The following is a 14,433-nucleotide window of genomic DNA, read 5'->3' as shown; positions in this document are numbered from 1 at the left end:
CCCGCCCGGATCAGCGCCTGATCGGCAGCGGCTGCTGCCCGAGCCAGTCACGGAACGAGGCCCCGCCGAGCAGGGCGCCGGGACCCGGCAGGTCCGCGACCGTGGCGAAGGCCCGGGCCGGGCCCCCGAGCCCGGGTAGCCGCAGGAACCGGTGTGGCCGGCCGTCGTGGGCGAGCACCGCGTCGGCCAGCTGGTCGGTCGTCAGCATCTCCGGCCCGGCGAGGTCCGGCGCGTGCATGCAGCCGTCCGGGCGCCCGCCGAGGACGTACTCCACGAGTTCGGCGGCGACCCAGGCCGGGTCGACCGGACGTGCCGGCGCCGGCGACACGTCACGGTGCGCGCGGGCCGTGGCCCGAGCCAGGAACGCGGCCGAGGGGTGGAACCGGGTGGACCGGACGATGGTCGCCGACAGGCCGCTGTCCTCGATGAGGGTCTCGACGGCGCGCTTCGTGCGGGCGTAGGGCGCGGTGGAGGTCGAGCAGCCCACGAGGGAGGCGTAGACCAGGTGCGGCGGGCTGGCCATGGTCGCGATCGCGGCGAGCAGCTGAACGGTGCCGTCGACGTCGACCAGCCGGGCGCGGCGCGGGTTGCAGGCGGTGTGGACCACGGCGTCGGCTCCGGCCAGCACCGCCGCGAGCCCTTCTCCCGTGGACAGGTCGACGCCCCAGCGCCGGCTCGCAGGAACCACGTGATGACCGAGTTCGCGGGCGCGGTGGACCACCTGCGTGCCGAGCACCCCCGAGGCCCCCGTGACGACGATCCGCATTGCTGCCCTCCCTGGTCGCCTCCAACCATGATGGGCGCCTCCCGCGCTACTCGCCACCGCACACGCGGTCGGCGAAGGTCACGTTCCGATGTCAGATCCGGGTGCCGCGGGCCCTGGCCTGCACCTTGCGCTGCCAGCGGTCGGCGTTGCGACCGAGTGGGGTGCCGATGAACTCCCCGAGCGTGACCCCGGCCGCGAGCGCGAGCCCGATCGAGAGCGCCGCGATCAGCCGCACCGCGCCGGTGATGACATCCCCGGAATCGACGAACTCGAACATCGCGGCATAGATCGCCAGGCCGGGCAGCAGCGGGGTGATGCCACAGACGGCGATCACCATCGACGGCGTCCGCATGCTGCGCTGGACCAGGGCGGAGAGCAACCCGACCACCAGGGCGGCGCCGAAGGAACTGCCGGCCGGCCCCATGCCGAGGGCGAGGAACACCGCGTAGGAGGCCGAGGCCAGCGCGCCGACGCCCATCACCACCGGCACGGTGCGCATCCGCGTGTACGAGGCGACCGACCACGCTCCGGCGATCACCGCGCCGCACGCGATCTGCAGTGGTAGCGCGGTGGCGACGCCGGTCACGTCGCTGATGCTCAGGGGCACCCCGAACCGCCGTCCCACATCGAGGACGAACCCGATGCCGATGACGATCCCGACCGTGTACAGCACCACCTCGTAGGACCGGGCCGCGGCGGTGAGCGGGAACCCGGAGATCGCGTCCTGCGCCGCACCCACGAGCGACAGGCCCGCCAGCAGCACCACGATCCCGGACGCCACGACCAGGGACGGCGGCAGCATCTGGTCGGAAATGTCGAGATAGGGCTTGCCCCACAGCATCAGCAGCGCGACCAGTGTCGCGATGCCTGCCCCGAGCGCCTGCTGGAACAGGTACGGCAGGCCGCGGTTGCGCAGGAACCGCAGGGACCGGTCGATGACCATCGTGGTGGCCGCGGCGACCGCCGCCACCGGGAGGCCGCCGCCGAGGAGCACGGCGACACCGGCCGCCATCATGCCGAGGGCGACCGTGACCACCGAGCGCCGGTAGGGGTGCGGCGAGGTCAGGATGACGTTCATCCGCTCGTGCGCGGCCTCGAGGGACAAATTACCGGCGCCGGCCTCGTCGACGAGCTGGGTCACATCGGTGAGCCGGCTGTAGTCCGAGGTGCGCACGTTGATGACGCGGACCTTCGTGACCGGGTCGTCGTCCCGGTCGATCGAGGCCGTGATCGAGATGAACGTGATGTCCACCTGGCAGTTCGTGACGCCGTACGCCGCGGCCAGCCGCAGCATCACCGCAGTCGTGTCCGCGACCGGCGCGCCGGTGGCGATCATGACCTCCCCGGTGCGCAGCACCAGGTCGAGGACGGACCGCTCCACCTCCGCCGTCAGGCCTGACTCCTTGCGGACCATCGCGAACGTCACGGTCGGCGGCCCGTCCCCGGCCATCGCCCGGCGAGCCCGCGCCCGCAGGGTGCGCTGCGGCACGCTCCACACCGTGGGGGTGCGGGCCGACTTGCGCACCGGACCGGTCGCGGGACCAGCGGCTGGGATCTGTCCCGTCAGCGGCTCGCCGAGCGCACCGGTCGGCGTCGGCGACGCGTCGTCTCCTGGGGTCTGATCGGCCACGACTCGACGGTACGCGATCGCGGCTGACCAGGGCGGCTCTGGACGGCGCCGGGCCACCGGCGGGCCGGCGCTCCCCGCGATGGGCACTCCTGCCCACCGAGGTCCTCGACAGATCGACGCCGGGTTGGTTCCCTGTCGGGGAAACGGGCCGACGACGAAGGAGTCCATGTGAGTGACCCGACAGGTTCTGCACAGCCCCTGGGCTGGCGCCCCGGCGACCCACCACCCGATCCCACGTCCCCGTACGCGCAGGCCGCGTCCCCGTACGCACCGGTGTCCCTCGGCGGCTCGGCGGCCACGTCGAACCCCGCCGGGCGGACCGCCCTCGTGCTCGGGTTCGTCGCGCTGGTCGGTTGGATCGCCTACGAGGTCGCGGAGAACGTCGCCTTCAGCACCGGCTCCTACAGCCGGGCCGTCTTCCAGGTACTCCGCGTCGGCGGCTGGTTCCAGCTGATCCTCGCGTTCGGTGCCCTGGGCACCGGGATCTACGCACTGCGTCGGGGTGGCCCCCGCGGCGCGGCCGGCATCGGGACCGGGATCGGGCTGACTCTTGTGGTGCTCTGGCTGGTCCCGCGCGTGACCACCTCGCTGGCGCTTTCCCTGTGGTGAGCGGCCGGCGGCCCTGCTGGACACCCATCCACGACGACGAAGGAACCCCACATGAGCACGAACGCCCCCGGGCCCACCCCACCCGGGAACTGGCGCCCCGGTGACTATCCGGCCGCGGGATCGCCGTACGCTCCGGACTCGATCCTGAACCCTGGCTCGACGAACAACCCCCAGGGCCGGATCTCGCTGATCCTCGGGGTCGTGGCCGTTGTCCTGTCGCTCGTCGGGACGATCATCCAGTCGATCCTGATCCGTCAGGGCTGGAGCCCCGGCACCGTCGGCCTCGGAGGTGGAATCCCCAACCTCGCGGGCACGGCTGCCGCCATCGGGGCCGTCATCCTCGGCATCATCGGGCTCCGCAACCCCGGCCCCAAGGCGGCGGCCGGTGCCGGCACGGGCATCGGTGCGAGCCACCTCGTCGGGAGTCTGGCAACGACGCTCGTCTGGGGTCTCGGCAGCTACTTCTGAAGCGACGGCCCGGGCCGCTGGGTGCCGCCCCTCGACACGACCCGAGTTCGCGCTCGGCTCAGCGCTCCCGGGCGAACCGGTACATCTCGGCCCGTTGCTGGGCCTGCCCGCCCTCGTGTCCGCTGTAGGCCCAGACGACCATCTCCTTGTCCTGCGCCCCGTAGTGGTTGTAGGCGGCGAACACGGTCGACGGCGGAGAGGTCGCGTCCATGAGCCCGACCGAGAACAGCGCGGGTGCACTCGCTCGCGCCGCCAGGTTGACGCCGTCGAAGTAGCTCAGCGTGTGGAAGACCTGCTCGACGTCGGCGCGGTGCGTCTGGAGGTAGGACGTGATCTCCGAGTAGGGCGAGGCGTCGGTGATCTCGGTGGCGCGGCGGATGTGGCACAGGAACGGCACGTTGATCATGACCCCGGCCAGCCCGGGCTCGAGGCCCGCGACGGCGAGCGCAACGCCGCCGCCCTGACTGCCGCCGGCCACGAAGACCCGTTGCGGATCGATGCCTGGATGGGCGCGCGTGACGTCCACGGCGCGCACCGCGTCGGTGTAGAGCCGCCGGTAGTAGTAGGTGGCCGGGTCGGTGATGCCACGGGTCAGGAACCCGCCCACCTGCGGTGCGCCGACCGGGTCGGGATCCGCCGTGGCGCCGACGAGCCCGGACTTGCTGCCCTGGCCGCGCACGTCCATGACCAGGTTGGCGTAGCCGGCGGCGCTCCAGGCCAGCCAGTCATGGGGCAGGCTCCGGCCGCCGTTGTAGCCGATGTGGTCGATGACGCACGGCAGTGGGCCGTCGAGGTGGCGCGGGATGAGCAGCCAGCCCTTGACCGGTTGGCCGGCGTATCCGCTGAAGGTGACGTCGAAGACGTCCACGGTGACCAGTTCGGAGTCGAGTCGGGCGAAGGCGGGCTCGGTCGCAGCGGCCCGTGCCTGTGTCAGCGTCGCGTCCCAGAACGCGTCGAAGTCGCTGGGCTCGTCGCGATCGGGCCGGTAGGCACGCAGGCGGTCCAGTGGCATGTCGACGAGCATGGGTTCTCCTTCGAAGGGGGTCGGAGCGAGGATGCCAGGGCCGGCATGCGATGGGTGGGGCAACCCTCCGGATGCCCCACCCGTCGCGTGGTGTTACGGGTCGAGCCGGGTGCTCGGGAACAGCGCGGGGTTCTTGCCCATCCCGATCCCGGAGCCCCATTCCAACCATCCTCGGCGGATGGCACCGTCGTTCTCGTTGACGAGGAACGACAGCGCCAGCAGCCGGTCGGCGGGGTCGAACGGCGCGAGTTCGCTCCACGGCATCGCCATCTCGTAGACCGTGGTCTGCGTGGCCTCGTCGCGGCTGACCGCGAGGTCGACGGCGTCCACCGGCCCGTTGGGCAGGATGCCGCCGCCGCCGTTCCACCGGAACACCTGCGGACCCTGAGTGGTCAGCGCGAGGCCGTACTCGTAGTAGCCGGTCAGGTCCTCCCCGGGCGCACCGGCGACGGCACCGAACTGGATGCTGTCACCGGTCCAGATCGTGTCGTTGAGGCCCGGCTGGGCGTGCACGTTGTCGGTGATGGCCGCCGTCAGGTAGAGATTGTCCTGGTCCCAGGTCCACCAGACGTCGCCGCCCAGATCTGCGGCGCCACCCCAGTCGGGGATCTGGCGCACCTCGCCGTCGGCGTCCAGATCGATCGGTGTGATCCCGCTCAGATCGTCGGGGACGCCGTCCACGGTGATCGTCTGCTGGTGCAGTGCGGTCACCGCCGCCGGGTCGACCAGGACCAGTGAACCGTTCTCGGTGATCGCGTCGGCGTCCGGCATGGCCAGGTTCAGCGACCACGGGTGGGTGCCCGGCGAGGTGAGCCCGGTGGTCGGGATGTCGAGCGTGACGGTCTGTCCGGCGGCCAGCGTCCCGATCGTCTCCGTTCCGCTGCCTGCACCGAGCTGCCACGCCAGGTCGCCGACCGGTTGGTCGGTCGCGACCTGGTTGGTCACCGAGACCGACAGCACGTCCGCGTCCTCCCGCAGCGCATGCCCGGCGGACACGGTGATCGGTGTGGAGAGCACCTCGATCTCGGCGGTCAGCCGGGCGACCGGCGTCCCGTTGTTCGTGACGAGAGCGACCAGGCCACGGGTGCCGAGCAGACCGGTGTCCCGGATGCTGATCGGGATCTGCACCGACGCCTGCCCGGAGGTGACCTGCACCGGGACGGTGCGCTCGTTGACGGTGACGGCCAGTTCCATTCGCGGTCCGCCGATCTTGTCCACGTCCAGAGTGAGCTGGATGGCGTCGCCGGCGAGCGTGGGGCCGGCCGCGGTCAGGGTGAACTGGCCGCCGTCGGTCACGTCGGAGGCGTCCGCGGAGCCGATCACGTACACGGGATCCTCGGTGAGCGTCAGTTCCACTCCGTGCAGATACGGGGTGAGGGTGCGCGACTGGCCGGACATCTCGACGACGGTCTCCGGCACCCGGGTCTCGATGGTGACGGTCCGCGGTCCGGACGTGGACCACAGCGCGAGGAGGTTGTCGTCACCGGCGGTGGCGAACTCGTACGCGGTGACCCCGTCGGCGACCTCCTGCGCACCCTCGAACGTCGCACCGGTGAGCAACCGGCTCATCGTGGCGTGTGCGGCGTAGGACGGCTTGGGCGTCAGCGCTCCCAGCGGGTCGGCGGCGTTGCGCAGCAGACCGAAGTTGCTCTCGTGGTCGGCCGGGTCGAGACCGTCGTTGTTGAAGTCGTACCAGAAGTTCCGTTCGACCCCCTGGGACAGCCCGATGACGCCCGCACGCGCGGCGTAGGACGCCTGGGTGTGCTCGTCGACGCTGCCGGTCCGGCTGGACCAGCCCCACTCCGAGACCCAGATGGGCTTGCTCTCGCCGTTGTTGTACTCGCGGACGAGCGCGTCGACGGCCTCGAGGTTCGCGACGGCCGCCTCGGGTGGGTCGCCCGGGTAGTGGACGGAGACGACATCCATGTAGTCGAGGGCGCCGAGCGCGAACAGGGTCTCCAGCCAGCCCAGGTCCGGCCAGCTCGTGGCGGGGCCGACCACGAGCGTGTCCGGGTGCTCCGCCTTCACGGCCTCGTAGGTCGCCTGCAGCAGCGGGAAGTAGTACTCCGGCAGGGAGTTCGCAGGGCCGTCGCCGCGGTCGCCGAAGCCGGCGTTGAACTCGTTGTAGACCTCGACGGCGGGGGCCGGGTTGCCGAGGTCGACGTACCCGTCGAGCGCCGCGACGCAGTAGTCGGCGAACGCCGCCCGTCCGGCGTCGGTGTGCGGGGTGGCGTCGTTGTCGTACAACGGGTTGGTGTAGGCGCAGATCGGCATCGGCGCCAGGCCCGCGTCGCGGGCCTCGATGGTCTGCTGCTGCCACGCCGTCGGGTAGGTGTAGACGCCGGCGGTGCGCTCCATGCCGGCCCAGGTCAGCGTGGGCCTGTAGTAGGAGTCACCGGCCAATGCGGCCAGTGGGGCACTGCCGGGCGGCAGCTGGCGGTGCGACACGGCGGCGGCGAACGGGGAGTTCGCGGCGTCCGGCTGCGGAGCGACGACGGCGAGCGTCGTCTCCGCCGGCAGGGACGCCTGGCCGTTGATGGTCGCGGTCGCCTGGAGCCGGTAGTAGCCCTCGGGCAGCGTGCCGATCTGGATCGTCCCGGCGCCGTCGGTGTTGGTGGCGACGCCCTGGGTCACGTGGTTGTTGTTTACGTCGTAGACGCGGTAGTCGACCCGGGCGTCGGGTGCGGCGGTGAAGTCGATCTTCGGTGGGGTGCCGGTGACGAAGATGTTGCCGGGCGTCCGCAGACTCAGGGCCGGGGCGTCGACGAGCCGCTCGACGGTCACGCTGCGGAAGGCGATCGCCGACGTGCCGGTCCCGATCCGCAGGTCCGCACCGTTCTCACGGTTCGAGAGTCGCGCGTCGGTGACCGTGAACTCCTCGGTCCGCCAGGTGTTGCTCCCAGTGAGCGGGACCGCGGGCAGCGCCCGCCACGGGTTGGTCGCCGAGTCGTAGGTCACGTCCCAGGATCCGCCGGAGATGGCCGCGTCGTAGTACTCCACCGTGATCCGGACGGTGTTGGTGCCACCGTTGATGAGGGTGTCGTCGATGTCGTTGTAGATGTAGGTGTTGCCGATCGCGGGGTTGGTCTGCAGTGCGGGTAGGCCACCGACCTCGAGCCAGGTCCCTCGGCCGGCGTCGCCGGTCCGGACGGTGATCCCTTCGTTGACCGGCGGGTCGTCGAAGGTGACCGAGGCGGTGACGACGGCGTCATCGGCCGCAGCGGGTACAGCGGGGGCGACCAGGACGGCCGCGCCCACCGCGGCGGCGGCCGCGATGGCCAGTGGGCGTCTCACCCCTCGGGTGATCCCGGGTGGTCTGGACGGTCTCATTGCGGACGCTCCTTCGCGAACCTTCGGCGGTCAGGCAGCTTCGGCAGGTGCCGGGCTGTGGCCGTGCCGCGACGGTGTCCAACTTGCCGGCGGTGACGCGTGCAACCGAAGGACAACGCTGATCGGACGGCGTCACCAATCCTGCCCATGACCTATTAACGTGTCAATAGCCAACCCGGTCCTCTCCGGCAACCTCAGGCACGCGAGTGCGCAGATTCCCGCTCATATCTCGAGATATGACCGCGATCGCGCGCACTCGCTTCGGTTCGTCAGCCCGGCCCGGGCGCCTGCGTGCGAACCACCCGGAGATGGCCGGTCGAGGAGTCCCGGACCCGGATGCCGATCGGGAGAACGACGTGCTCCACGTCTCCGCCGTCCGGCTCGGCCATGCGGCGCGCGAGGATCGTCATCGCCCGGCGGCCGATCTCCTCCGACGGCAGGATCGCCGAGACGAGCGTCAGGGGCGGCAGCTCCAGCGGTCCGCCGTCGTCCATGCCGGCCAACTCGATCTCGTCGGGGATCTGCACCCCGAGCGAGGTCAGATCGTGCACCGCGCCCGCGAGCACGTATCCGTTCGCGCACATGATCGCCGTGGGCGGTTCGGCCAGCGCCAGCAAGTCACGGACCGTCTCGATCCGGGAGTCGGCGGGCGGGCCGAGGTAGGGGCGCAGGACCGAGAACTCGCGGCGCTGCCGGATGCCGTGCCGCTGCAAGGCCTGCAGGTGCCCGGCCAGCCGGTCCCGGACGCTCGTCGAGTCCGTCTCCTCCCACAGGACCGCGATGCGCGTGTGGCCGGCGGCGACGAGGTGCTCGGTGAGCTGGAAGCCGACGGCGAAGTTGTCTGCCACGACCGCGTCGGCGACGACGTCCTGCCGGTATCGGTCGACCATCACCATCGGGACGCCCCGTCGGCGCATCCCCTCCAGGGCCGGCAGCGGCGCCCGGCCCTCCACGGGATACAGCACCACCCCGGCGGCGCCGCCGCGGGCGGCCCGCAGCAGCGCCCGCTCCTCGAGGTCGGGATCGCCCTTGGTGTCCGAGAGGAACATCCGGTAGCCGAGTTCCGCGCACACGGCCTCGACACCGCGGATCAGTCGGGCGGCGTGCGGGCTCCGGTCGTGCAGCAGCGACAGCACACACATGATCGAGGCGTCGGCGCCGTCCTCGTCGGACCGGGTCGTCCTCGGGCCCTCGGCGACGAACGTCCCCTTGCCGCGCCGGCGCACCAGCAGTCCGTCGACGACGAGATCGTTCAACGCCTTGACGGCGGTCGTGTTGCTGACGCCGAACCGCTCGCGAATCTCGCGCTGCGTGATGAACGGCTCCCCTGGTGTGTACTCGCCCGCAGCGATGGCGCGGAGCAGCTCCGACTTCACGTTCTGATAGAGCGGGACCCGCGGGTCCCCGTCCCGTGCACTCACCTGCCACCTCCCGCTGGACGGCCACGAACGACCTGACATCCGAACCCAATTGACACGTCAAAAAGGCTAAAGCCAGAGTAGACGAGGCCGGCGACCCCGGCCGCGCTACCGCGCAACCTCAGATGCGTAGTCCCTCAACTCGATCGCGTTCGCGGCACGGTGGATCGGACGGATCGCGAGCGCCGCCAGCCGGTCCCGGCCCGGCAGCCTGCCGAGCACGGACAGCATGGTCAGCGCCGTCCGGACCTGCCGGACGCTGCCCAGCACCATGCGGCTGAGGTTGGGCGAGGCGAGTGCCTGGTTGCGGCGCGCGAACTCGCGCATGGCGCGTTCGTAACCGGCGAGACCACCGCCGGTGGCCAGCTCCCCGGCAAGCACGTAGCCGCCGACGATGGCCATGCTGGTCCCCTGGCCGGACGCGGTCGACGCGCAGTAGGCCGCGTCACCGACAAGCCCGACCCGGCCCACGGACCACCGCGCCAGGTGTACCTGGGCGAGCGCGTCGAGGTAGACCTCGTCGGCGCGTTCGACGTGGCCGAGCAGGCGAGGCAACTCCCACCCCTGGTCCGCGTAGACCTCCCGCACCAGTCTCTTGGGATCCGCCGGGATCGGACGGTCGTCGGCGAACAGGAACATCGCGGTTGCCTTGGTCGACTGCGCGGTGCTGTAGACGAGGGCGGTGCGCCCGGGCGCGACGTACGTGACCTCCTCACGGTCCAGGCCCAGGTCGTTCGGGACGGCGACGACGGCGACGCGATAGCCGAGGTCGTGGAAGGCGTCGGGTTCGTCGAAGACGAGCGTGCGCGTGGCGGAATGCACGCCGTCGGCGCCGATAACGTAGTCGAAGCGCCTGGTGTCACCGCGCGCGAACACGACCTCGACGCCGTCGCCGGCCTCGGCGAGGGCGACGACCGAGTCGCCCCAGCGGCACTCGACCCCCGCGGCCGCGCCACGGAGCAGTTGCGTCAGATCACCCCGGCGAAGCTCGACGTCGTCGTGATCACGTCCCCCGAACGTGTCACCGTCCATGCTCGCGACGCTGCGGCCAGCGGCGTCGACGATCGTTCCGCGGCCGATATCGGTGCTGTGGGCGCGGACGTCGTCGAGCAGGCCCATGCGCTCGACGACGTCCAGCGCGGCGCCCCGGATGTCGACCTTGTAGCCGCCATCGCGTGGTGACGGGGAGCGCTCGACGAGTGTCGGCGCCATGCCGTGCCGGCGCAACCAGTGAGCGAGCGTGAGGCCGGCGATGCCGGCGCCGGAGATCAGGATCGTGGTCATGACATGATGGTACGTATGTCTTAGACGCACGTGCAAGACGCTTGTGTCATAGGATGTCGCCATGGGCAACCGCGAGGACCTCCTGGCCGCAGCGAAGGGCTCGCTCTTCGAGAAGGGCTACGCCCGCACGACCGCCCGCGATGTCGCCTCGGCAGCAGGCGTGAGCCTCGCGGCGATCGGCTACCACTTCGGGTCGAAGGATCAGTTGCTCACCGTTGCCCTACGTCAGGCCGTCGAGGAGTGGAGCGACGACCTGGCTGCCGCGCTGGCCGCAGCCGACGAGACGGCCCCGGCCGAGCGCTTCGAGCAGACCTGGCAGCACATCATGGCGTCGTTCGCGTCGAACGGCAGACTCTGGGCGGTCCAGTTCGAACTCCTCGGCTCACTGGAGCACCAGCCCGACCTCCGGGCTGCTTTCGCCGACGCGAACGAGCAGGCACGCGAGGCCCTGGCCACGCTCGTCGGCGTCGATGCCCACGGCGTCGGTGGTCTGTTCCACGCGCTCATCGGCGGATTGGCCGCGCAGTGGCTCGTCGACCCCGCCGGCGTCCCGACGGCTGCCGAGCTCCGCACCGCGATCACTGCGGTGGCGGCACGTATCGCCTGACTCCGGGCCTCCCGGCGTGGCGGCCGTCTCCATCACGGACGTCGCGGCCCTTCGTGGGCGCCGTCCCACACTCTGGGAGGATCGGGGCGACCCGTTGCTTTCATAACCATGCGGCCTTAACTTTTTATGCACCGAAGACCGAAAGGCGATGGGTGCCCGACCGGTGCGCCGTCGTCGGCCAGAGCAAAGTCACCCGCGCGATGCCGCGCACAGGAGGACGAATGTCCGCACGATCCGATCAAGCCCAGGACGGTCTGAACCGCCGTCACTTCGTTCTCGGAGGCGCCGCACTCACGGGCAGCGCACTCATCGGTCTGCGCGCGCTACGCGCCGCTGCCGCCACCCCACCGCCCGGACCGCGGCCGGCGATGCCGCCGCAACCCGACGCCGTCGTGGGCAACACGGTGCCCGCGTTCCCTGGCTGCGAGGGAGCCGGCAAGTTCACCACCGGCGGTCGTGGCCATGAGGTCGTCGCCGTGACCTCTCTCGAGGACTCGGGCGAGGGCAGCCTGCGCGAGGCGCTCTCGGCAGGCAACCGCACGATCGTGTTCCGCGTCGGCGGCACGATCTCGCTGGAGTCCGGGCTGACCGTGACCGGTGACAACACCACGATCGCCGGGCAGTCGGCACCGGGCGGTGGGATCGCGATCATCGGCAACGAGTTCCAGATCGATGCCGACAACGTCATCGTGCGACACCTGCGCGTGCGCGCCGGCGACGGCGCCAACCCCGGCGGCATCGACACCTTCAACGGGCGCGGGCACCGCAACATCGTGGTGGATCACTGCTCGATCGGGTGGGGCATCGACGAGTGCCTGTCGTTGTACGGCAACTACGACGTCACCGTCAGCAACTGCATCATCCACGAGGGACTGGCGATGTCCGCGCACCTCAAGGGGTTGCACGGGTACGGCGGGCTCTGGGGCGGCCAGAACGTCACCTACCACCACAACCTCCTCGTCCATCAGGGCGGCCGTAATCCCCGCTTCAGCTTCACCGAGGACATGGAGATGCGGGTCGACCACCGCAACAACGTGGTCTACAACCACGGCTTCACCTCGCTCTACGGAGCCGAGTGGTGTGAGGGGATCAACGTCGTCGGGAACTACTACAAGCCGGGTCCCGACACCCTGGGCGGGGTCGAGCGGCACATCATCGAGCCGTACCGGGGCGGCAACTGGTACGTGACGGGCAACGCGGTCGAGGGTCACCCCGACGTCACCGATGACAACACCCTCGGCATCTCCTACCAGATCGTGGGACAGGCGGCCGACCCGTCGCTGACCCCGCAGACGACCGGCGTCGTCAACGTGCCGGGCGGTGGGATCAACCTGCTGGACTCCCCCGCGACGATCTCCTACCCGCTCTCGGAGACGCTCTCGGCCGAGGACGCCTACGAGGCCGTGCTCGCCGGCGTCGGAGCGAACCTGCCCTACTACGACGCCGTCGACGCCCGTCTCCTGAACGAGGTCCGCACGGGTACCGGCCGGCTGATCAACTCACAGAACGAGGTCGGCGGCTATCCGGTGCTGGACGGCGGCGACCCACCGGTCGACAGCGACCGGGACGGCATCCCCGACGACTGGGAGACCGCGGACGGGCTCGACCCCGACGACCCGGCAGACGGTCCCGCGATCGGCCGCGACGGCTACAGCAACCTCGAGCGGTACCTGAACTCGATCACCAGCGCGGTCGATGACTACCCGTCGGTGGCTGTCACCAATCCCGTGTACGACTTCGTCGCGTCGGCCGGTCGCGCCACCCAGTCGGTCACGGTGACCGCCGAGGCGACCGGCGTGCAGGGCGCGACGATCAGCGCCGTGGAGTTCTACTCCAACGAGGTCAAGATCGGCGAAGCGCTGAGGTCTCCCTTTCGGGTGACCTGGGACGCCCCGGTCGGCACCTGGTACCTGTCGGCGCGGGTGGTCGACAGCCGGGGCGTCAAGGTCCACTCGACCGCGGTGCCGATCCACGTCAATCTCACGTCCGGGACGAACCCATGGATCTCCAAGGACATCGGAGCCGTGCCGCTGGCCGGCTCGGCGTGCCAGGACCCCACCTCCGGCGACCTCACGATCACGGGATCGGGCAAGGTGCGCGGCCGCACCGACGCCTTCCAGTTCCTGTACCAGGAGATCGCGGCGGGCAGCGACGACACTGTCGAGATCATGGGACGGATCGACTCGGTCAGCCGTCCCTGGGACGGCGTCTTCGCAGGCTTCATCTTCCGCGAGTCGCTCGATGAGAACTCGCGCTACTTCGCCGGCGGCCTTCAGGTCGCTCGCGACGGACTCAAGGGACACGTCACCCGGATCCAGTCCCACGGTCCCGGGCCCAGCCTCGGCTCCCACCCCTACGAGGAGGACGAAGTGCTGGACGTCGAGCCCCAGTGGATCCGTCTGGTCAAGCGCGGCACGGAGTTCGAAGCCCATCTGAGCCCGGACTCGCTGCAGTGGACCCGGATCGGCTACGAACGGATCCCGATGCGGGGCCGGATCTACGTGGGCATGGTGATCGATGCCAATCAGCAGGACAACGCGATCGCCAACTACGCCACGGCCACGTTCCACAACGTCAGGTTGAGCAACTGAGCCGCCAGGACCTCGACTCAGGTGATGCCTCGACATCAACGAGGCCGGAGCAATCCCCGCGGAACCCCTGGCCAGGGACCAGCGGCAAGCCAGGTCCACGCGGCGTTCACGAAAAGGAGGCTGTCCTGCCTGCGATGCTGGACATGTGACTTCTACGACGGGCGTCGTGATCCTCAGTGGCCCACCGGGAGCGGGAAAGTCGACGATCGCGCGAGCGCTGGCGCGGCACCACGGCAAGGCGGTGCACCTGCATACAGACGACTTCTGGCACTACATCGTCTCGGGTGCGATCGCGCCCTATGAGCCTGCAGCAGACGGGCAGAACCGTGTCGTGGTCCGCGTCGTGGCTGGCGCCGCATACACCTACGCACTCGGCGGCTTCACCACGATCGTCGACGGAGTCGTCGGACCGTGGATGCTCAACCACTACTACGACCAAGCTCGGTGTCATCCCGGCCAGCCCTTGCACTACGTGGTGCTGCGACCAGGCCGCGAGGTCACGCTCAGACGTGCGCAGGGGCGAACAGCACCCACCGCCCTGACCCAGCGGGGCCCCGTCCTGGAGATGTGGGACCAATTCGCAGACCTCGGCGAGCTGGAAACCCATGTGCTGGACACAAGCCATGAAGACCTGGAGGCCAGCGTGCGGTCCGTCGCCAGCGCTATCGACAGTCAACGCTTCATCCTTCGGCCACCGCCTGCCTGA

General features: G+C 70.3%; 11 protein-coding genes. 5 read left to right on the top strand and 6 right to left on the bottom strand.

Features of this window, described 5'->3' with window-relative positions:
* Positions 1-10: 10 nt before the first annotated feature.
* Positions 11-766 carry an SDR family oxidoreductase gene (locus tag HALOF300_RS00365; RefSeq protein WP_156738671.1) on the bottom strand — a complete coding sequence of 252 codons (756 nt, stop codon included), beginning with the start codon at positions 764-766 and terminating at the stop codon, positions 11-13.
* A 91-nt stretch (positions 767-857) separates the two neighbouring features.
* Entirely contained in the window at positions 858-2,396 is a 1,539-nt protein-coding gene (locus tag HALOF300_RS00360; RefSeq protein WP_197522191.1) for a threonine/serine exporter family protein, read from the bottom strand.
* Between the two features lie 168 nt (positions 2,397-2,564).
* Here HALOF300_RS00360 and HALOF300_RS00355 point away from each other — a divergent pair, with 168 nt between their 5' ends.
* Positions 2,565-3,005, top strand: coding sequence for a hypothetical protein (locus HALOF300_RS00355; protein WP_156738670.1), 441 nt, complete (start codon positions 2,565-2,567; stop codon positions 3,003-3,005).
* Positions 3,006-3,056: 51 nt separating this feature from the next.
* Entirely contained in the window at positions 3,057-3,473 is a 417-nt protein-coding gene (locus HALOF300_RS00350; protein ID WP_156738669.1) for a hypothetical protein, read from the top strand.
* 58 nt (positions 3,474-3,531) lie between these two features.
* On the opposite strand, the gene HALOF300_RS00345 is transcribed toward HALOF300_RS00350, so the two are convergent.
* The 4 genes from HALOF300_RS00345 to HALOF300_RS00330 all read right to left on the bottom strand — a co-directional run bounded on the left by HALOF300_RS00345 (position 3,532) and on the right by HALOF300_RS00330 (position 10,529).
* Complete coding sequence (locus HALOF300_RS00345) at positions 3,532-4,497, bottom strand: acetylxylan esterase (RefSeq protein WP_156738668.1); 966 nt, start codon at positions 4,495-4,497, stop codon at positions 3,532-3,534.
* Between the two features lie 93 nt (positions 4,498-4,590).
* A complete protein-coding gene (locus tag HALOF300_RS00340) occupies positions 4,591-7,791 on the bottom strand; it encodes a sugar-binding protein (RefSeq protein WP_197522190.1) in 3,201 nt (1,066 codons plus the stop codon).
* A 305-nt stretch (positions 7,792-8,096) separates the two neighbouring features.
* Entirely contained in the window at positions 8,097-9,248 is a 1,152-nt protein-coding gene (locus HALOF300_RS00335) for a substrate-binding domain-containing protein (protein ID WP_197522189.1), read from the bottom strand.
* A 105-nt stretch (positions 9,249-9,353) separates the two neighbouring features.
* Complete coding sequence (locus tag HALOF300_RS00330; protein ID WP_156738665.1) at positions 9,354-10,529, bottom strand: FAD-dependent monooxygenase; 1,176 nt, start codon at positions 10,527-10,529, stop codon at positions 9,354-9,356.
* A 61-nt stretch (positions 10,530-10,590) separates the two neighbouring features.
* Between HALOF300_RS00330 and HALOF300_RS00325 the strand changes: the two genes are divergently transcribed.
* The 3 genes from HALOF300_RS00325 (at position 10,591) to HALOF300_RS00315 (ending at position 14,433) form a co-directional block, all read left to right on the top strand.
* Entirely contained in the window at positions 10,591-11,136 is a 546-nt protein-coding gene (locus HALOF300_RS00325; protein ID WP_156738664.1) for a TetR/AcrR family transcriptional regulator, read from the top strand.
* 221 nt (positions 11,137-11,357) lie between these two features.
* Entirely contained in the window at positions 11,358-13,727 is a 2,370-nt protein-coding gene (locus HALOF300_RS00320) for an Ig-like domain-containing protein (protein WP_156738663.1), read from the top strand.
* Between the two features lie 145 nt (positions 13,728-13,872).
* Entirely contained in the window at positions 13,873-14,433 is a 561-nt protein-coding gene (locus tag HALOF300_RS00315; protein ID WP_156738662.1) for an AAA family ATPase, read from the top strand.

It is taken from the genome of Occultella aeris (assembly GCF_902703175.1).
Taxonomy (GTDB): Bacteria; Actinomycetota; Actinomycetes; order Actinomycetales; family Beutenbergiaceae; genus Occultella; species Occultella aeris.
This window is presented reverse-complemented; position numbering and strand designations above follow the sequence as displayed.